This window comes from Aeromonas sp. S12(2024) (assembly GCF_041402305.1).
GTDB lineage: Bacteria > Pseudomonadota > Gammaproteobacteria > Enterobacterales > Aeromonadaceae > Aeromonas > Aeromonas veronii.
The window spans coordinates 171889-189726 of record NZ_JBGLRB010000007.1; the positions used below are offsets into that span (position 1 = coordinate 171889).

The following is a 17838-nucleotide window of genomic DNA, read 5'->3' on the forward strand; positions in this document are numbered from 1 at the left end:
CTGATGAAGGATCGCCCAGCACTATACGTTTTTAGCCCTGCAAAGCCAAGGTGAATGGCCTGCTCAGCGTGGTTTCAACTGCGATCTGGCATGGTCGATGAGGCGTTGGGAGAGCTGCTTGTGAACCCCTTTTTCCAGTACCCAGCGGTGCCAGTAGAGGCATTCCGTCAGGATGTGGTCGGGACTGAGGTTGAGTAGTGACCCGCCAGCCAGCTGGCCTCTTATCTGCAATTCGGGGATGAGACAATAGGCCAGCCCCTGTTCTGCCATGGCGACGAAGGCCTCTGACGAGTGGACCGTATGGCAGGGATAACCGCCAGGCTCCAGCCCGAAGTGCTCCATCATAAAGCTCACATGCATGTCATCGCGCTGATCGAACGCCACCGCCGGTGCCTTGGCCAGCGCATCGCGGGTCAGGCCATGAGGGAAGTGGCAGGCTACGAAGGCGGGGCTGGCGGTAAGCAGATAATTCATCTCACCTAGCTCGTCGACGCAGCAACCCGCCAGCGGCTGGGGATGCAGGCTGACCGCACCAAAGGCCTGACCCTCGCGCACCTTGTCGAGGGTGCGGCTCTCGTCATCGACCAGCAGGTTGAGTTCGATGGGGTGCTGTTTCAACAAGGGGGCAATGGCGGGCAAAAACCAGGTGGCCAGGCTGTCGGCGTTCACTGCGATACTGATCCGGATTGGTCCCTGCGGTTGGTCGGGGGTCAGCTCCCCCGCCAGTTCGAGCTCGAGCTGGTGTACCTGCCGATAGTGGGCCAGCAGTTTTTGGCCGAGTGGCGTGGCCTGCAGCGGTTGGCTGCGAATGAGTAGCGGCTCGGCAAACTGCTGCTCCAGCTGCTTGATCCGCTGGGAGATGGCCGACTGGGTGATATGGAGCGACTTGGCCGCCCGATCGAAGTTCTGCTCCTGCAGTACCGCATCCAGCGCCCGCAGCAGTTTGTAGTCCAGCTCTTTCATCTTCTCCCCCTTCCGTTGCCCAAGGGCTGACTCTACGTCACTCGGCAGGGGACAACAATGGGCGGCGGAAGGGGCGTTGCGCTGTGATTTTTGACAGTAGTGGTCAGGCCATTGAGGGAGGATACTCTCTGGTGCCGCATGGGGTAGCCCTGCGCAGATCGTAGCGACATCTTTATCCCGGGTCTGTTTTCCCGGGATTTTTTATGAGTGAACTGCCAGCACCGGTGACGGTTGCCGCAGTGGATAATGGCTGGTTTGATAATGGCCCAGCAGAGGTTGGGAGACCGCCTGCGCGAAGCGCTCATCCAGATGGAAGCGGATGCCAACGCCCCTTACCGCACCCAGATCGACCGCCTGCCGATGACCGAGCCGCTCGATGGGCAGGCCAAGTCGGCGGAAGATGCGCTCCACCGGCAGGCTGACGACGGCGACCAGCTCCCGGATCCCGTGGGCATTGGCGAAGGCATAGACCTCGCGGAAGATGACGCAAGTGAGTTCGCTGACGCCATTGCTCATGCGCGGTGCGCGCTGGGCATCGATAGCCAGACGGGTGAGTTCCCAGACATCGGGGGTGCGTGGCGCGCTTTCACCGGCAAGGGCGGTGGGGAAGATGGTGGGCAGCATATAGGCATCGGCACAGTTGAGCAGACGAATACAGCCACACAGCCCTTGTTCGTCCTCGATCAGCACCCAATGGGTGTCTGGCGTGTCGAAGCTGTCACGCTCCAGGCCCCGATGAGACTCGACATCCCAGCCTAGCCGGTCGGAAAAGACGCGATTTCGAAAGCGATAGAGTTCATTCTCCACCTCGTTTCGTGGATGTTCTCTCAATTTTCCTTTAAAAACCAACATTATGGACCCTCTATCTTGCTATTCGCCGTTATAATCACATGTCTGGCCAAGGGGGCTTTCATATGAACAGAGACCAACTGCTTGAGTACCTCGAACATTTCACTTCGGTGACGGACGGCAATCGTCTGGCCGAACTGATCGGTCGCTTTACGCTCGGGATGGGCTATGACTACTATCGCTTCGCCCTGATCCTGCCGATGTCGATGCAAAGGCCCAAGGTGGTGCTGTTCAACCAGTGCCCTGATTCCTGGGTGCAGGCCTATACCGAAAACAACATGCTGGCGTGCGATCCGGTGATCCGGCTGGCACGCAAGCAGACGTTGCCCATTTACTGGAACCGCCTCGATGAGCGGGCCAGTTTTCTGCAGGAGGGAACCATGGACGTGATGGGGTTGGCAGCCGAGTTCGGGTTGCGTAACGGCATCTCCTTCCCTCTGCACGGCGCTGCCGGGGAGAACGGGATCCTCTCCTTCATCACCTCCGAGCGGGCCTCGAGCGACCTGCTGCTGGAGTCCTCGCCGATCCTCTCCTGGATGTCCAATTACATCTTCGAGGCGGCCATTCGGGTGGTGCGTTTCAGCATGATGGACAGTGCGGGGAAAGACCCCTTGACCGAGCGCGAGACTGAGTGCCTGTTCTGGGCCAGCGAAGGGAAGACCTCTAGCGAGATCGCCTGCATCCTCGGGATCACGGAGCGCACGGTCAATTACCATCTCAATCAGGTCACCCGCAAAACCGGCTCCATGAACCGCTATCAGGCCATTGCCAAAGGGGTTAGTACGGGGCTGTTGCTGCCCAATCTGGAGCAAGTCGTGGTTACCAACTTCCCCAGATTGCTGCAGTAGACTGAGCCCACAGGCGCAACAGATTCTCCTGCCGCACTCTGAGGGTCACAATTGTCAGATCCGGTAATTGACAAGGGCTGGAACAGCGGCTGGGTATGCCGGTTTTTATTAGCAAAATGAATCAATAAGTAAATCAATGAATTTCTAGGAAGGAACTACCATCGCTATAGTGCCGCTCATTCATCATTTCGAACGGTACTCTCCATGATGCTCGCAACGACACTGCAAGGCTTCACCATCGGTCTGGCCATGATCATCCCTATCGGCGCCCAGAATGCCTTTGTGCTGAGCCGGGGCATCCATCGCAATCACCATTTGCTGACGGCCACGCTCTGCAGCCTCTGCGATCTCACCCTGATTGCTATCGGCGTATTTGGCGGGGCCAATGTGCTGGCCACCAGCCCCCTCGGCATGGCGCTGCTCACCTGGGGGGGCGTGCTGTTTCTCGGCTGGTTTGGTGGCCGTTCCCTGCTCAGTGCCTGGCGCGGTAAAGGGGAGGGACTTGCCGAGTCTGCTCAGCAGATGGGTGCCAAAAGCGTGCTGGCGATGACGCTGGGAGTTACGCTGCTCAATCCTCACGTCTATCTCGATACATTGATGCTGCTCGGCTCCCTTGGCAGTCAGGTGAGCGAGTCCCTGCGTCCGGCCTTTGCTGCGGGGGCCATGCTGGCCTCGTTGGTGTGGTTCTACTCGCTGGCGCTGGGGGCTGCGGCACTGGCGCCTTGGTTGGCTCGCAGCCAGGTACAGCGGGGGATCGACCTGCTGGTTGGCATCATCATGCTGAGCCTGGCTGTTCAACTGGCCATAGGACGCTGAGGAAGTTAAGGCGGCAGGAATGAGCGACCGGTAACAAAAAGATGCCACTCACATGAGTGGCATCTTTGCTATTGAAGGGGTCAGACCCTGAACTGGGAGAGCAGGCGCTGTTGCAGCAGGCTGGCTTGATGGAGCGAGGAGGCGAGCTGCAGGCACTCCTGCGCCTCCTGTTCGCCGGTTCTGGCTTGCAGACTGATACCGGAGACCTTGTCAGAGGAGTGGCTCAGGGTGTGTGACAGTTGCCCGGTAGCCACGGCCACCTGTTGCACCATGTCGGCCAGCTGGTCGATGGCGCCTTCCACCTTGAACAGGATTTGTTTGGTGTTCTCGGAGTCCTGCATGCCGGACTCCACCGTCTTGAGGTTGCGCTGCATCATCAGATAGGCGGTCTCGGTCTGCTGCTGGATGCTGCTGATCACCTGGCTAATTTCGGCGCTTGATGTTGCCGTGCGATTGGCCAGGGTACGCACCTCGTCCGCAACCACTGCAAAGCCACGTCCCATCTCCCCCGCGCGGGCCGCTTCGATGGCCGCATTGAGGGCAAGCAGGTTGGTCTGTTCCGAGATGCCGCTGATGGTGGAGATGATCTGGCCAATCTGACCCGCCTGCTCCTTGAGGGAGTTGATGGCGATGGCACACTCGCTCACCTCTTGTACCACCCGTTGCATGCCCGCGCTGGCGGAGGCGACATACTGGCTACTCTCGGTGGTCAGCTGGCGCACCTCATTGGCATTGTGGGCCGCCATGCTGCAGTTGTCCGAGATACCGGTGGCGACCTGCACCATCTGTTCACTGTCGTGGTGCAGGGCCAGCGCATGTTCGGCGGTCTGGCGGCTGCTCTGGCTGATTGCCTCCACCCGGTTGACCGAGGTGTGAACGTGTTCGCTGATGTGCTGGTTGTTGTCCATGGTGGAGCTGATCATCTTCTGCAATTTCTCGATGAAACGATCCACGCTGTTTGCCAGCGAACCTATCTCGTCATCCCGTTGCAGGTTGATGCGGGCGTTGAGGTCTCCCTCGCCAGCGGCGATATCCTGCATCCGCTTGTCCACTTGCAGCAGCGGGGTCACCAGCTTGCGGGTCAGCCAGAAGCCGCAGAGAGTGACCATGATCAGGCTCAGCAGCAGGCCACCCAGCAGCAGGGTTCGGGTCTGGCTGATGATGCCATTGAGCTGGGCCACCTGATCCTCTACGGTAGCATCGCCGCTCTCCTCGATGGCAACCAGCTGTTGTCGCAGCTCATCGGCACTGACCTCATAGACGGACTGCTGGGCCTGATAGCTGCCGAGCGCATCGACCCACTGTCCCATCAGTTGTTGATGCCGGGTTAACAGGGCGCGATACTCTGCCGACAGTGTTTTGCCGGCAAATTCGCCGGTTCCCTCGATATCGAACAGCCCGGTGCCGAGCATGCTGTCGATCGCTTCGTGGTAGAAATCGGTCGCCTCTTTTAACTCGACCTTGATCGCCTCTGTGACTCCTTGTCTGCGCATCTTCTCCAGCGCATAGAGTTGGCGTAAAAAGCCGATGTTTGACTCCATCCCCCCGTCGGCCGCTTCCCAACGGGTGGAGAGGCCGCTGTTCCAGCTGATGGTCTGGTCGGGGGATTGGGTCAGCACCTCGACTGCCCCATCGCCGATCACCTCCAGCTGGGTCGAGAGGCGAGCCATCAGATCGGCGTTGTGATGCAGGGCCTGATCCACCTCTGTATAGGCGTGATAGAGCGCCAGCAGCTTCTCTTGTTGCTGTTGATAGTCCTGCTTGTGCTGTTCCATGGTGGCAAGGGCTGCACCATCAATGAGCTGCCCCTGGCTGACCCGTGCCAGCGCATCATCGGTCGCCGCCTTGGCAGCATCGAGTTCGGCGCGATTGAGCGGGGTTCCGTTTTGCATCTTCTGAATCTGTAGCTGTTGGTTGCCCAGCTCTATGGAGCCCTCCATGGCACCGTCGGCGGTCTGCCAGGCGGCGCCCAGGACATAGGAGAGCAGATTGGCTAGCCGCTGGCTGCCATACCAGCCAACGACCCCCATGCCCAGCGTGCAGCCGAGCAATATGGCAAGACCCAGATTGGAGGTGGTAACAATTTTCATGTGATGGCCTTCCTTGGTATCGACATTGGCACCAGTTTCGGTTCCGAACGGGTTTAGTGTAGTGGTTTATCCCCCGCTCGGGGACCGGTGCGGCGCTGAAACATCCCGTGCACTGGCTGCACCCGATCAAGCATGGTGGAAAATTGGATAAAAAGCCTCTCTGACTACGCGGGTGTTGCTGCCCTATGCTGGATACTTATCCAGTTATTCTTTATGCTATGAGCCAATTTACGAATAGTTGTATTGGTGAGGAGAGAGCCGTGATTGGTCGCTTGAGAGGCATTGTCATTGAAAAGCAGCCCCCCGAGGTCCTGCTGGAAGTGGGCGGGGTTGGCTATGAGGTGCAGATGCCGATGAGCTGCTTCTATGATTTGCCGGAGATCGGCAAGGAAGCGACCATCCATACTCACTTCGTGGTGCGGGAAGATGCCCAGCTGCTCTATGGTTTTAACCACAAACAGGAGCGGGCACTGTTCCGCGAGCTGATCAAAACCAACGGAGTCGGCCCCAAGCTGGCGCTGGCTATTCTTTCCGGCATGACAGCTACCCAATTCGTGCTGAGTGTCGAACGTGAAGAGATAAGCTCTTTGGTCAAACTGCCGGGAGTCGGCAAGAAGACCGCCGAGCGGCTGGTGGTGGAGATGAAGGATCGCCTCAAGGGCTGGGTCAGTCACGACCTCTTCTCCCCGGCCATGGTCACCCTGCCAGCCAGTGAGCCCGAATTGCGGGCACCTGATGTGACCGAAGAGGCGGCCAGTGCGCTGGTGGCCCTAGGTTACAAGCCGCAGCAGGCGAGTCAGATTGTCAGCAAGATCGCCAAAGAGGGGATGTCGGTGGAAGATATCATCCGTGAATCCCTGCGTAGCCTGGTATGAGGTAGTTGATGATTGAAGCAGACCGACTCATTTCGGCCAGTGCCGCCCGTGAGGATGACATTATTGACCGGGCTATCCGCCCCAAGAAGCTGGCTGATTACACCGGTCAGGATACCGTCTGCGAGCAGATGGAGATCTTTATCGAAGCGGCCCGTCAGCGGGGTGAAGCGCTCGATCACCTGCTGATCTTCGGCCCGCCGGGTCTGGGCAAGACTACCCTCGCCAACATCGTCGCCAACGAGATGGGGGTCAATATCAAGACCACCTCCGGCCCGGTACTGGAGAAAGCAGGGGATCTGGCGGCGCTGCTCACCAACCTTGAACCGAACGATGTGCTGTTCATCGACGAGATCCATCGCCTCAGCCCGGTGGTGGAGGAGGTGCTCTATCCGGCGATGGAGGATTACCAGCTCGACATCATGATCGGGGAGGGACCCGCAGCTCGCTCCATCAAGCTGGATCTGCCTCCCTTTACCCTGATTGGCGCCACCACCCGGGCCGGTTCACTCACCAGCCCGCTGCGGGATCGCTTTGGTATCGTCCAGCGGCTGGAGTTCTACAACGTCAAGGACCTGACCGATATCGTCTCCCGCAGTGCCCGTTGTCTGGGGCTAGACATGACGGAAGATGGTGCCATTGAGGTCGCCCGTCGCTCTCGCGGCACGCCGCGGATTGCTAACCGTTTGTTAAGGCGGGTGCGCGACTTTGCCCAGGTGAAATCCGATGGCCGCATCGACGGCCCCATTGCTGCCCGCGCCATGGACATGCTGGATGTCGATAACGAAGGTTTTGACTTCATGGACCGCAAGTTATTGTTGGCTGTGATAGACAAGTTTATGGGGGGCCCGGTGGGTCTCGATAATCTGGCCGCCGCGATCGGGGAAGAGAAAGATACTATCGAAGATGTGTTGGAGCCTTATCTGATCCAGCAAGGGTATCTGCAACGTACACCCAGAGGACGGATTGCGACCACACGAGCCTACGCTCATTTCGGTCTTCAGCGACCAGATGAGAAGTAAAAACAGTCGTTTGAACATGAAACCGCCGTCAAAGGCGGTTTTTTATTATCCGGGCAAAAAAAAGCCCACGGCGGATGCGGTGGGCAAAGACAATTCAGGATGGATGTTCACAGACAGTGAGTGCGTCTGGACACAGACCGGAAAATAAACAGGTGAGCCGTCGCGAGCTCTCAGAGTCGGTTCAGTTGATAGAGCTGAACAAAGGAAAGCTTGTAGTAACGGATGGTTTTAGCAACAAACTTTTTCATCTTCGATTCCAATAGACAGGTTCAAATTGATCGTCGAATACGTACCGTGAACCCGGATTAACCGGCCTGTATCCAAGGGTATGCCCTCACTGCGAGGCGCATTGTAGGAGTTCGAATCGACCCCGGCAAACAAGAAAAATTGCACTCTTCAAATTAGTTTATCTAATGTTTTTATTGATGAAATTGGCTCGCATGAGTATGCATTCTTTGCAATTTTAAATTGAGTTTTCGAATCAGATTGCCTGACTCGGATAACATGGAAAAAGGCGCGTCATTCACGCTTTTCAAATTAAACCGAGTGGCGGGATGTTAAATTCTTAAATTGATTTAAATCAATGTTTTACGCTTTATCGTGTTTTGTGATCTGGCTCGCGTCAATAATCGTGAAATAGATTAAAAATGCCTTTCAAAGCCATGTATGGCGGGTCCTTTTACATTGATTTCAATCAAATAAAGGTGATATAAAAACCCGGTCATCATGGGCGAGAATAAATTTAGGCTGATTGTTTTGGAATTGTTAAACATTAGCTTTATTTGTGTTCTCGTATTGCCTTGTTGTTAATGCCAGTGGTTGCTGAACGCGTTTTGTTGTGACACGTCCCAATAAGGCTCATTCGATAACCTCCAACGGAAGCTTTGTGCTTAAAACTTAAAATAGCCGTGCCAATAATCGGTGAGGAAACATCATGATTGCTGAGCATGTGGTAGACCTATCGCGGTTCCAGTTCGCTGCGACGGCCCTTTATCACTTTTTGTTTGTACCCCTGACGCTGGGAATGGCCTTTCTCCTGGCGATCATGGAATCCGTCTATGTGATGACCAACAACACCATCTACCGGGACATGACCAAATTCTGGGGTAAGTTGTTTGGTATCAACTTTGCCTTGGGGGTCACCACAGGTCTGGCCATGGAGTTCCAGTTCGGGACGAACTGGGCTTACTACTCCCATTATGTCGGCGATATCTTCGGGGCCCCGCTGGCTATCGAAGGGCTGATGGCCTTCTTCTTGGAGTCCACCTTCGTCGGTATGTTCTTCTTTGGTTGGGATCGTCTGAGCAAGCATCAGCATCTGGCTGCCACCTGGTTGATGGCGCTGGGTACCAACCTCTCCGCCCTCTGGATCCTGGTCGCCAACGGCTGGATGCAGAACCCGGTCGGTGCCGAGTTCAACTTCGAATCCATGCGGATGGAGATGATGAGCTTCGCTGACGTGGTGCTCAACCCGGTTGCTCAGGTCAAGTTCGTCCACACTGTGGCGGCTGGTTATACCTGTGGCGCCATGTTTGTGCTGGGTATCTCCTCCTACTACCTGCTGAAGAATCGTGATGTGGCGTTTGCCCGTCGCTCCTTCGCCATTGCCGCTGCGTTCGGTATGGCTTCCATCGTGTCCGTGCTGATCCTCGGTGATGAATCCGGTTACGAGACAGGTGAAGTGCAGAAGGTGAAACTGGCCGCTATCGAAGCTGAGTGGGAAACTGAACCTGCTCCGGCCGCCTTTACCCTGTTCGGTATTCCGAATCAGGAAGAGATGCGCACCGACTACGCCATCAAGATCCCCTATGCGCTGGGCATTATCGCGACCCGTTCTCTGGACGGTCAGGTCACCGGTCTGAAGGATCTGAAGAGCGAGCACGAACTGCGCGTCCGTAACGGTATGACCGCTTACGACCTGCTGACCAAGCTGCAATCCGGTGACAAGTCTGACGAGACCCGCGCTCGCTTCGACGAAGTGAAACAGGATCTGGGCTACGGTCTGCTGCTCAAGCGCTACACCAGCAACGTGACCGATGCTACCGACGAGCAGATCAAGGCCGCCGTGGATGACTCCATCCCGCAGGTACTGCCGCTGTTCTTCGCCTTCCGCATCATGGTTGCCGTTGGCATGCTGATGCTGGTGCTGATTGGTATGGCCTTCTATGACAGTGCCCGCCACCAGATCGGCAAGCGCAAGTGGCTGCTCAAGGGTCTGCTGTGGGGTATCCCGCTGCCGTGGATCGCTATTGAAGCTGGCTGGTTTGTGGCTGAATATGGTCGCCAACCGTGGACCATTGCAGAGGTGTTGCCGACTTCCCTCTCTGCATCCAACCTGCCTGCAGCCGAGATCTGGTTCTCTCTGATCGGTATCTGCCTGTTCTATACCGTACTTCTGGTTATCGAGATGTACCTGATGTTCAAGTATGCCCGTCTTGGCCCCAGCAGCCTGAAGACTGGCAAGTATCACTTTGAACAGATCAAGGCATAAGGAGAGCGACCATGTTTGATTACGAAACTCTGCGTGTCATCTGGTGGGCTCTGGTCGGCGTACTGCTGATCGGTTTTGCCATCACTGACGGCTTCGACATGGGGGTAGGCGCACTGCTCCCGTTCGTTGGCAAGAAAGATGTCGAGCGCCGCGTGATGCTCAACACCATGGGGCCGCACTGGGAAGGAAACCAGGTGTGGCTGGTCACTGCCGGTGGCGCCTTGTTCGCCGCCTGGCCGATGGTGTATGCCGCGACCTTCTCCGGCTTCTACATCGCCATGATCCTGACCTTGATGGCGCTGTTCCTGCGTCCGGTCGGTTTCAAGTACCGCTCCCTGCGTGCTGATGCCAAATGGCGCAGCAACTGGGACTGGGCCTTGTTCGCCGGTAGTGCCGTGCCGCCCATCGTCTTTGGCGTAGCCTTTGGCAACCTGCTGCAAGGCGTTCCGTTCGAGTTTAACCAGTTCATGATGTTGACCTATCACGGCAACTTCTTTGGCCTGCTTAACCCGTTCGGCATTCTGGCTGGTCTGGTGAGCCTGTTCATGCTGCTCACCCAGGGCGCAACCTGGTTGATGATGAAGACCGACGGTGAAGTGCTGGCGCGTTCCCGCACTGCCGCCATGATCTGCTCACTGGTGACCCTGGTGCTGTTTGCTGCAGCGGGTTGGTGGGTAAGCGGTATGGAAGGGTATGTCATCGTCAAGGCTGCTGCGACTGACGCGGTATCCAACCCGATGAACAAGGAAGTTGTCCTGCAGGCTGGTGCCTGGATGAACAACTACACCCTCTATCCGTGGATGGTGGTTGCCCCTGTACTGGGCCTGGCCATGAGCCTGCTGACTGCGCTGTTTGCCCGCATGAACATCGGCTGGCTGGCGTTTACCAGCTCCTCGCTGGCGATTGCCGGGGTCATCCTCACTGCCGGTTTCTCCATGTTCCCGTTCGTGATGCCCTCAAGCCTTGAGCCGTCACTGAGCCTGACCATGTGGGATGCTACCGCCTCTTTCAACACCTTGCAGGTGATGACTGTGGCTGCAGCGATCTTCGTACCGATTGTGCTGGGTTACACCATCTGGACTTACATCAAGATGTTTGGCCGGGTAACCAACAAGCACATCGAAGATAACCAACAATCTCTCTATTAAGAGGTGCGCTGACAATGTGGTATTTCACCTGGATCCTGGGGCTGTTGCTGGCCTGTGCATTTGGCATCATCAATGCGCTGTGGCTGGAACACACCGAGAACATGGATCGTCAGATCGATGAAAACAAGTGATCGACTCGCCAGCCTGGCCGCTCCACTGGAGCGGCAGCCGTGGCAGGGGTTGATGTTACTCGCGGCGGCCTTGTTGGCCGTCGCTATTTTACAGGCCCCCAATCTGATCGCGGCCAACACCAGCGAGCATGGTCTCTGGCTTGCTCCCTGGCTGATGTGGGCCGTCTGTTGTGGCGTACTTAACGGGCTTGGCTTTCATCTGAAAAGCCTGCCCGGACGTGTGCTGTTCAACCCCTGGCTCGCCTGGCCCAGTTTGTTGTATGGCCTCTGGCTGACACATTCATATTTCCTTTCATAAAAAACGGGGGGAGGCAGGATTTCCCTGTCTCCCCCTGCTTCTTTCCTATTCAGCCCTGCGCTATGATAGCCCCCCATCTCACTGTCGAATGGATCACAGATTGTTATGGGGGAAGTCTTTGAGTTTCCGGTGCGTGTCTACTACGAAGACACCGACGCCGGGGGCATCGTCTACAACGCCAATTATCTCAAGTTTATGGAACGTGCTCGCACCGAGTTTCTTCGTGCCAAAGGGGTCGAACAGGACGTCTGGCTGCAGGAGGGATATGCCTTCGTGGTGAGCCGAACTGAGATCGATTTCCGCTCGGCGGCCCGTTTTAATGAACTATTGAATGTATTAACGCAAGTGATTGAAGTGAAACGCGCATCCCTGCGCTTTTCGCAGCAGATCCTGGCGGCTGATGGACGACTGATCACCCAGGCCATGGTACAGATAGCCTGTGTCAGTCATCCGCAAATGAAACCTGTAGCTATACCTGAAAAAATCAAGGGAGTGCTGTTAAGTGCACGCTGAAATTTCGTTTATTGGCCTGTTTTGGCAAGCCAGCCTGTTGGTAAAACTGGTCATGATGACCCTGATGAGCATGTCTATTGTCTCGTGGGCGCTGATTATCCAGCGTTCAAAGGCGATCAAGGCGGCCAATCTTGCATCGGAACAGTTTGAAGATCGCTTCTGGTCAGGGGTCGATCTCAATCGCCTCTATCAGGAGTCCTCTTCCCGCCGCGATGACATCGAAGGCATGGAAGATATCTTCTACTCCGGCTTCAAGGAGTATGCCCGCTTGCTCAAGGCCGGTGCCCGTGGTCAGGATGCGGTGATGGATGGTACCTACCGCGCCATGCGCGTCTCCCTCTCCCGCGCGGTGGACGATCTGGAATCCAACCTGCCGGTGCTGGCGACCATCGGCTCCATCAGCCCCTATATCGGTCTGTTCGGTACCGTATGGGGGATCATGAACGCCTTTATCGCCCTGGGTCAGGTGCAGCAGGCCACCCTGCAAATGGTGGCACCGGGTATCGCGGAAGCGCTGATCGCCACCGCCATGGGTCTGTTTGCCGCTATCCCGGCGGTTATCTTCTACAACCGCTTCTCCAACAAGGTCGAGCGGCTGGAGAACGCCTACGCCAACTTCATGGACGAGTTCACCACCATTCTGAACCGTCAAATTGCACAGCAGCAGGGTGATCAGTAATGCAAACCTATCAGCGGATCCGGCGCAAGAAGGTGGCCGAGATCAACGTGGTTCCCTATATCGACGTCATGCTGGTGCTGCTTATCATCTTTATGGCGGTCACGCCGGTGATCACGCAAGGGGTCAAGGTGGATCTGCCACAGGCTGAGTCCGAGCAGTTGCCGGAAGATGCCAAGCCGCCCTTCATCGTCAGCGTCAATACCGAAGGCGAGTATGTCATCAAGGCTGGCGAAGCCGATGACGAGCCGGTGCCAAGCGGCACGCCAGAGGCGATGCAGCAATACATCACCGAAAAAGCCATGGGCTATCTGGCGATCAACCAGAATGCCCCCGTGGTGGTCGCGGGTGACAAGGCCGTGCGCTACGAAGAGGTGATCCTGTTGATGGTGGCCCTCAAGAATGCGGGTGTGCCTCAGGTTGGCCTGATGACAGATCCGGTGAACTAACGGAGATGGATGTGAAGCGTGGTATTTCCGGTTATCTCATCGCGTCGTTTCTGCTGCACCTGATCATCGGCATCATCCTGTTTGTCGGGCTCGATTTCAGCAAACCGAAACGACCCGAATCGAAGGGGCAGATCGTCAATGCTGTCATGCTCGATGAGAACTTCCTCAACGAGCAGGCCAAGCAGATCCAGCAGCAGAAATCTCAGCCCAAGCCTCAAAAGGTAGAGAAAGAGAAGGATAAGGAAGACACGGATCTCGCCAAGCGCGAGCTGGCTCAGAAACAGGAGCAGCTTCGCATCGCCGAGACCAAGCGCAAGCAGGCCGAAGAGGCGACTCGCAAGGCCGAGGCCGAGAAGCAGAAGAAGGTTGCCGAGCAGAAGCAGGCGGAAGAGAAGGCCCAAAAAGCCGAGGAAGCCCGCAAGCTGGAAGAACAGAAGGCCAAGAAGGCTGAAGCCGAGCGTAAAGCGGCGGAAGCCGAGAGCAAGGCGTTGGCGCTGAAGAAGAAAAAGGAACAAGAGAAGAAAGAGGCTGAAGAGAAGGCCAAGGCGGCAGAAGCCAAGGCCAAGAAAGCGGAAGCTGACAAGAAGGCCAAAGCCGAAGCCGAGAAGAAAGCCAAGGCAGAAGCAGAGAAAAAAGCCAAAGCCGAGGCCGAGAAGAAGGCCAAGGAAGAGGCTGATAAAAAGGCAAAAGCTGACGCAGAGAAGAAAGCCAAGGCAGAGGCCGAAAAGCAGGCCAAGATCGCGGCTGAGCGCAAGCGTAAAGCCGCCGAGCAGGCCAAGCTGCAAAAAGAGATGGAAGAGATGATGCAGCAGCAGCTGTCGGCTGAGGCCAATGCTCGCAGTCAGGCGGCATCGGCAGCAGCCCAGGGCGAAGTCGACAAATATGCGGCGCTCATCAAGGCCACTGTTGAGCGGTATATGATTTTGGATCCCACCATGCGGGGCAAAACATGTACTATCGGCGTACGTCTTGCGAGCAGTGGCTTTGTCATATCGGTAGATAACGGCCAGGGTGACCCGGCGGTTTGTCGTTCCGGTAAGGCGGCTGTTCTGAAAGCCAATCAACTGCCTGTGCCCAAGGACCCTGCGGCATTCGAGATGTTGAAGGAATTTAACCTGAAGTTAGAACCGAGTATCTAAGCGTGATAAAACGAGGTTGCTTGCCTCCGGTTGGCAACCTCTTGCCGAGAAAGGAATTTAACCTCTCATCTATATTGGAACCGAGTATTTAAGCCATGATCAGAAAAGTATTTTTTGCTTTGGTTGGCTGTTTGTTGCTGGGCCAGAGTGCTCAGGCGGCCCTGGACATCGTCATCACCGGCGGTATTGATAGCGCACGCCCCATCGCCGTCGCCCCCTTCAAGTGGGAAGGTAACGGGCAGTTGCCGCAGGACATCGCGGAAGTGGTCTCCAACGACCTGATGCGCAGCGGCAAGTTCAAGCCGCTGGCCCGTGGCCAGATGCCGCAAACCCCGAGCAGCAGCAGCGAGATCAACTTCGCTCCCTGGGCCTCCCAAGGGGTTGAAGCCGTGGTGGTGGGTTCCATTTCGGCAGTCGGTGACGGCACCTACAAGGTGAACTTCGAGCTGGTCGATGTGCTGAAAGGCCAGCTGGCCAAGGCACAAGGTGGCGAGAGCAACGGTTACATCCTGGATAGCCGTATGGCGACCATCCCGGGTGCCCAGATGCGCCAGTTTGCCCACCGTATCTCCGACATCGTCTATGAGCGTCTGACTGGCGAGCGCGGTGCCTTCCTGACCCGTCTGGCTTATGTCTCCGTACAGCAGGGTACCCAGTTCCCGTACCAGCTGCGTATTTCTGATTACGACGGTTACAACGAGAAGACCCTGCTGCGCTCCCGCGAGCCCTTGATGTCTCCGGCCTGGTCGCCGGATGGCAGCAAGCTGGCTTATGTGAGCTTCGAGAACCAGAAGTCCGAAATCTACGTGCAGGATATCTACACCCAGCAGCGCAGCCTGATCACCAGTTTCCGCGGTATCAACGGGGCGCCGGAGTGGTCTCCGGATGGTCGTCGTCTGGCTATCGTTCTCTCCAAAGATGGTTCACCGAACCTCTATGTGGTTGATGTCGCTAGCAAGCAGCTGACCCGCGTCACTACCAGCCGTGTGATCGACACTGAACCCTCCTGGATGCCGGACGGGCAAAATTTGTTGTTCACCTCTGAACGTGGTGGCAAACCCCAGATTTATAGCGTAAATTTGGCGACTGGTATGACTCGCCGGATGACTTGGGAAGGTGAATCCAACCAGGGTGCATCCATCACTCCTGATGGCAAAATCATGGTGATGGTGACCCGTGTTCAGGGACAGTATCGTATTGCCCGTCAGGACATGGAAAACAATGCCCTGTTGGTCCTTACCCAGAGTGCTCTGGATGAGTCGCCAAGTGTGGCTCCCAATGGCAGCATGATCATTTATGCCACCATCTATCAGGGTCGTAAGAGTCTCGCGTTGGTGTCGACTGATGGTCGCTTCAAGGCTGTGCTTCCGACCAGTAGCGGTGAAATTCGTGCACCAGCTTGGTCGCCCTTCTTGAATTGATAAAAATCCAATTGTTTTTTGTTTTGTTATAAAGGTTTAAGGAAATAGCATGCAACTCAATAAACTGCTCAAGGGTTTGGCCATCGCACTGCCACTGTTCACCCTGGCCGCTTGTAGTTCTTCTTCTGATTCCGACGCCGCTGGCGCTGAATCAGGTATGACCGACGGCATGGGCGGTGTACAAACCGGCGGCGCCAACGGCATGTTGTCCCCGGAAGAGCAGATGCGTCAGAAGTTCGAAGCACTGCAGCGTGACAACGTGATCTACTTCCCGTTCGACGGTTACGATATCCAGGGTCAGTACGCTGATCTGCTGGATGCCCACGCCAGCTACCTGCGCGAGCGCCCGAGCGTTAAAGTCCTGATCGAAGGTCACGCCGATGAGCGCGGTACTCCGGAGTACAACATCGCCCTGGGCGAGCGTCGTGCCAAGGCTGTTGCCAAGTATCTGCAAACCCTGGGTGTGCAGGCCGAGCAGCTCTCCATCGTCAGCTATGGCGAAGAGAAGCCGCTGGACATGTCCCACACCGAGGATGCCTTTGCCAAAAACCGCCGCGCGGTTCTGGTTTACTAAGGTTTAAACCGAACGAAGTTCGTTTATATGCAAGCGGCCATTTCGATGGCCGTTTTATTTGCACTAAACGCCAAGGTTTGATCCGAATGAAATCTGCATATGCGAGCGACGATGGCGCTGGCCGTTTTATCTGTACTAAACGCTAAGGTTTGATCCGAATGAAATCTGTGTACAAGCAAGCTGTCGTTGCGCTGGCCGTCATGGTTGCTCTGAATGCGCAAGCTGCGGCTCCTGTCAGCGATCTGGGCGGTGACTCGGGTGGTGGCGTTGTCCTTAGTGGCAACAACGGTGCCATCGTGCCCACCGGTAGCCTGGAAGATCGGGTTGCCCTGCTGGAGCGCACCCTCAATGCCCGTCTGCGACTGCAAGCTGAATTGCAGCAACAGGTCGACTCCCTGCAAGGGGAGGTCTCCGAACTGCGCGGTCAGCTGGAGCAGCAGACCTACCAGATGGAACAGTCGCAAGAGCGCCAGCGTCAGCTCTACCAGGAGCTCGACAAGGTTGCCAGCAGCCAGCAAGCTGCTCCAGCCGCCCCGGCCCCTGCTGCTGCCACACCGGCTGCTGCCGCCAATTACTCAACCAATCAGGATGAGAACCAGGCCTACGACGCAGCGGTCAACATGGTGCTCAAAGAGAAGAACTACGACAAAGCCATTCCGGCTTTCCAGGGCTTCATCAAGCAGTACCCCAATTCGGGCTATGTTCCCAATGCACACTACTGGCTCGGCCAGTTGCTGTTCAACAAGGGTGACAGAGCCGGTGCCTCGGCCCAGTTTTCGACCGTGGCCAACAAATACAGCAAATCCCCCAAGCGAGCCGATGCGCTGCTGAAGCTGGGTATGTTGGCGCAGCTGGATGGCAAGAAGGCGGAAGCCAAATCCTTCTATGAGCAGGTGATCAAGGGCTATCCCAACACCTCGCCAGCCCAGTTGGCCAAACAGAGTCTGGCCAAGCTGTAACATTGCTGTATGTCACTGTTTTCGTAACGCTACTGTAAAAACAGCCTGCATTTGTACGCACAGTGAGCAAACGGATTTAAATTACGAATTTTCTGTTGCACCGGAAATTTAAATCCGTAATATAGGCCGCCGTCAGAGCCGAAGCAGTAATGCAGTCGGAACTGGTCGTGGTGAGGGTCGTTAGCTCAGTCGGTAGAGCAGTTGACTTTTAATCAATTGGTCGCTGGTTCGAATCCAGCACGACCCACCATTTTATCCACTAGGTGGAGACAGAATTCCCAGGTCGTTTAGCTCAGCTGGGAGAGCACCTCCCTTACAAGGAGGGGGTCACTGGTTCGATCCCAGTAACGACCACCAGTTTGTAAAAAAAATGATTTAGATGGGTCGTTAGCTCAGTCGGTAGAGCAGTTGACTTTTAATCAATTGGTCGCTGGTTCGAATCCAGCACGACCCACCATCATTTCAGAATCCCAGGTCGTTTAGCTCAGCTGGGAGAGCACCTCCCTTACAAGGAGGGGGTCACTGGTTCGATCCCAGTAACGACCACCAGTTTGTAAAAAAAATGATTTAGATGGGTCG

18 protein-coding genes and 4 tRNA genes are annotated in these 17838 nt (G+C 56.2%); 19 read left to right on the forward strand and 3 right to left on the reverse strand.

Annotated features, from left to right (window positions below; translation table 11 throughout):
• Positions 1-63: 63 nt before the first annotated feature.
• Together ACB035_RS09425 and ACB035_RS09430 are read right to left on the reverse strand one after the other, a co-directional pair.
• Positions 64-963, reverse strand: a complete 900-nt coding sequence (locus ACB035_RS09425) for a LysR family transcriptional regulator ArgP (RefSeq protein ID WP_144714033.1) — start codon at positions 961-963, stop codon at positions 64-66.
• Between the two features lie 201 nt (positions 964-1164).
• Complete coding sequence (locus ACB035_RS09430; protein WP_144714035.1) at positions 1165-1815, reverse strand: acyl-homoserine-lactone synthase; 651 nt, start codon at positions 1813-1815, stop codon at positions 1165-1167.
• Between the two features lie 62 nt (positions 1816-1877).
• On the opposite strand from ACB035_RS09430, the gene ACB035_RS09435 reads away from it, so the two are divergent.
• Both ACB035_RS09435 and lysE read left to right on the forward strand, forming a co-directional pair.
• Positions 1878-2660 (forward strand): LuxR family transcriptional regulator, encoded by a 783-nt coding sequence (locus ACB035_RS09435; RefSeq protein ID WP_005335753.1) that lies wholly within the window; start codon positions 1878-1880, stop codon positions 2658-2660.
• 207 nt (positions 2661-2867) lie between these two features.
• Complete coding sequence (gene lysE / locus ACB035_RS09440; RefSeq protein ID WP_144714179.1) at positions 2868-3476, forward strand: L-lysine exporter; 609 nt, start codon at positions 2868-2870, stop codon at positions 3474-3476.
• Positions 3477-3556: 80 nt separating this feature from the next.
• On the opposite strand, the gene ACB035_RS09445 is transcribed toward lysE, so the two are convergent.
• On the reverse strand, positions 3557-5566 hold the full coding sequence (locus ACB035_RS09445) for a methyl-accepting chemotaxis protein (RefSeq protein WP_371167153.1): 2010 nt from the start codon (positions 5564-5566) through the stop codon (positions 3557-3559).
• A 260-nt stretch (positions 5567-5826) separates the two neighbouring features.
• Between ACB035_RS09445 and ruvA the strand changes: the two genes are divergently transcribed.
• From ruvA to ACB035_RS09530, 17 genes are all read left to right on the forward strand, one after another.
• A complete protein-coding gene (gene ruvA, locus ACB035_RS09450) occupies positions 5827-6441 on the forward strand; it encodes a Holliday junction branch migration protein RuvA (protein ID WP_005335746.1) in 615 nt (204 codons plus the stop codon).
• Positions 6442-6449: 8 nt separating this feature from the next.
• Complete coding sequence (gene ruvB, locus ACB035_RS09455; protein ID WP_005335744.1) at positions 6450-7460, forward strand: Holliday junction branch migration DNA helicase RuvB; 1011 nt, start codon at positions 6450-6452, stop codon at positions 7458-7460.
• A 934-nt stretch (positions 7461-8394) separates the two neighbouring features.
• A complete protein-coding gene (locus tag ACB035_RS09460; RefSeq protein WP_005335743.1) occupies positions 8395-9951 on the forward strand; it encodes a cytochrome ubiquinol oxidase subunit I in 1557 nt (518 codons plus the stop codon).
• Between the two features lie 11 nt (positions 9952-9962).
• Complete coding sequence (cydB, locus tag ACB035_RS09465) at positions 9963-11099, forward strand: cytochrome d ubiquinol oxidase subunit II (protein WP_371167154.1); 1137 nt, start codon at positions 9963-9965, stop codon at positions 11097-11099.
• A gap of 14 nt (positions 11100-11113) precedes the next feature.
• Positions 11114-11230, forward strand: a complete 117-nt coding sequence (cydX, locus tag ACB035_RS09470) for a cytochrome bd-I oxidase subunit CydX (protein ID WP_005304933.1) — start codon at positions 11114-11116, stop codon at positions 11228-11230.
• Positions 11217-11528, forward strand: coding sequence for a cyd operon YbgE family protein (locus ACB035_RS09475; RefSeq protein ID WP_235657032.1), 312 nt, complete (start codon positions 11217-11219; stop codon positions 11526-11528). The genes cydX and ACB035_RS09475 overlap by 14 nt, the downstream gene beginning before the upstream one ends.
• A gap of 105 nt (positions 11529-11633) precedes the next feature.
• On the forward strand, positions 11634-12041 hold the full coding sequence (ybgC, locus tag ACB035_RS09480; protein ID WP_005335737.1) for a tol-pal system-associated acyl-CoA thioesterase: 408 nt from the start codon (positions 11634-11636) through the stop codon (positions 12039-12041).
• Position 12042: 1 nt separating this feature from the next.
• Positions 12043-12720: a protein TolQ gene (gene tolQ / locus ACB035_RS09485; protein WP_213324849.1), complete on the forward strand. Its 678-nt coding sequence runs from the start codon at positions 12043-12045 to the stop codon at positions 12718-12720.
• Positions 12720-13166: a protein TolR gene (tolR, locus tag ACB035_RS09490; RefSeq protein ID WP_005335733.1), complete on the forward strand. Its 447-nt coding sequence runs from the start codon at positions 12720-12722 to the stop codon at positions 13164-13166. The genes tolQ and tolR overlap by 1 nt, the downstream gene beginning before the upstream one ends.
• A 5-nt stretch (positions 13167-13171) precedes the next feature.
• Positions 13172-14305, forward strand: a complete 1134-nt coding sequence (tolA, locus tag ACB035_RS09495; protein WP_201911802.1) for a cell envelope integrity protein TolA — start codon at positions 13172-13174, stop codon at positions 14303-14305.
• A 95-nt stretch (positions 14306-14400) separates the two neighbouring features.
• The gene (gene tolB / locus ACB035_RS09500) at positions 14401-15726 is read left to right on the forward strand and encodes a Tol-Pal system beta propeller repeat protein TolB (RefSeq protein WP_005335728.1); all 1326 of its coding nucleotides are present in this window, start codon (positions 14401-14403) and stop codon (positions 15724-15726) included.
• A gap of 49 nt (positions 15727-15775) precedes the next feature.
• Positions 15776-16300 (forward strand): peptidoglycan-associated lipoprotein Pal, encoded by a 525-nt coding sequence (gene pal, locus ACB035_RS09505; RefSeq protein ID WP_005304908.1) that lies wholly within the window; start codon positions 15776-15778, stop codon positions 16298-16300.
• Between the two features lie 158 nt (positions 16301-16458).
• Positions 16459-17259 carry a tol-pal system protein YbgF gene (ybgF, locus tag ACB035_RS09510; RefSeq protein ID WP_064341673.1) on the forward strand — a complete coding sequence of 267 codons (801 nt, stop codon included), beginning with the start codon at positions 16459-16461 and terminating at the stop codon, positions 17257-17259.
• A gap of 174 nt (positions 17260-17433) precedes the next feature.
• Positions 17434-17509, forward strand: a tRNA-Lys gene (locus ACB035_RS09515).
• Positions 17510-17540: 31 nt separating this feature from the next.
• A tRNA-Val gene (locus ACB035_RS09520) sits at positions 17541-17616 on the forward strand.
• A 24-nt stretch (positions 17617-17640) separates the two neighbouring features.
• Positions 17641-17716: transfer RNA gene (locus tag ACB035_RS09525), tRNA-Lys, on the forward strand.
• A 16-nt stretch (positions 17717-17732) separates the two neighbouring features.
• Positions 17733-17808 (forward strand) — tRNA-Val (locus ACB035_RS09530).
• Positions 17809-17838: the final 30 nt, after the last annotated feature.

Coding starts and splice junctions, on each gene's coding strand:
- ACB035_RS09425 (WP_144714033.1), bottom strand. CDS start 963: ATGAAAGAGCTGGACTACAAACTGCTGCGGGCGCTGGATGCGGTACTG.
- tolA (WP_201911802.1), top strand. CDS start 13,172: ATGGATGTGAAGCGTGGTATTTCCGGTTATCTCATCGCGTCGTTTCTG.
- tolR (WP_005335733.1), top strand. CDS start 12,720: ATGCAAACCTATCAGCGGATCCGGCGCAAGAAGGTGGCCGAGATCAAC.
- ybgC (WP_005335737.1), top strand. CDS start 11,634: ATGGGGGAAGTCTTTGAGTTTCCGGTGCGTGTCTACTACGAAGACACC.
- ybgF (WP_064341673.1), top strand. CDS start 16,459: ATGAAATCTGTGTACAAGCAAGCTGTCGTTGCGCTGGCCGTCATGGTT.
- ACB035_RS09430 (WP_144714035.1), bottom strand. CDS start 1,815: ATGTTGGTTTTTAAAGGAAAATTGAGAGAACATCCACGAAACGAGGTG.
- ruvB (WP_005335744.1), top strand. CDS start 6,450: ATGATTGAAGCAGACCGACTCATTTCGGCCAGTGCCGCCCGTGAGGAT.
- ACB035_RS09460 (WP_005335743.1), top strand. CDS start 8,395: ATGATTGCTGAGCATGTGGTAGACCTATCGCGGTTCCAGTTCGCTGCG.
- lysE (WP_144714179.1), top strand. CDS start 2,868: ATGCTCGCAACGACACTGCAAGGCTTCACCATCGGTCTGGCCATGATC.
- ACB035_RS09445 (WP_371167153.1), bottom strand. CDS start 5,566: ATGAAAATTGTTACCACCTCCAATCTGGGTCTTGCCATATTGCTCGGC.
- ACB035_RS09435 (WP_005335753.1), top strand. CDS start 1,878: ATGAACAGAGACCAACTGCTTGAGTACCTCGAACATTTCACTTCGGTG.
- cydB (WP_371167154.1), top strand. CDS start 9,963: ATGTTTGATTACGAAACTCTGCGTGTCATCTGGTGGGCTCTGGTCGGC.
- ACB035_RS09475 (WP_235657032.1), top strand. CDS start 11,217: ATGAAAACAAGTGATCGACTCGCCAGCCTGGCCGCTCCACTGGAGCGG.
- cydX (WP_005304933.1), top strand. CDS start 11,114: ATGTGGTATTTCACCTGGATCCTGGGGCTGTTGCTGGCCTGTGCATTT.
- pal (WP_005304908.1), top strand. CDS start 15,776: ATGCAACTCAATAAACTGCTCAAGGGTTTGGCCATCGCACTGCCACTG.
- tolB (WP_005335728.1), top strand. CDS start 14,401: ATGATCAGAAAAGTATTTTTTGCTTTGGTTGGCTGTTTGTTGCTGGGC.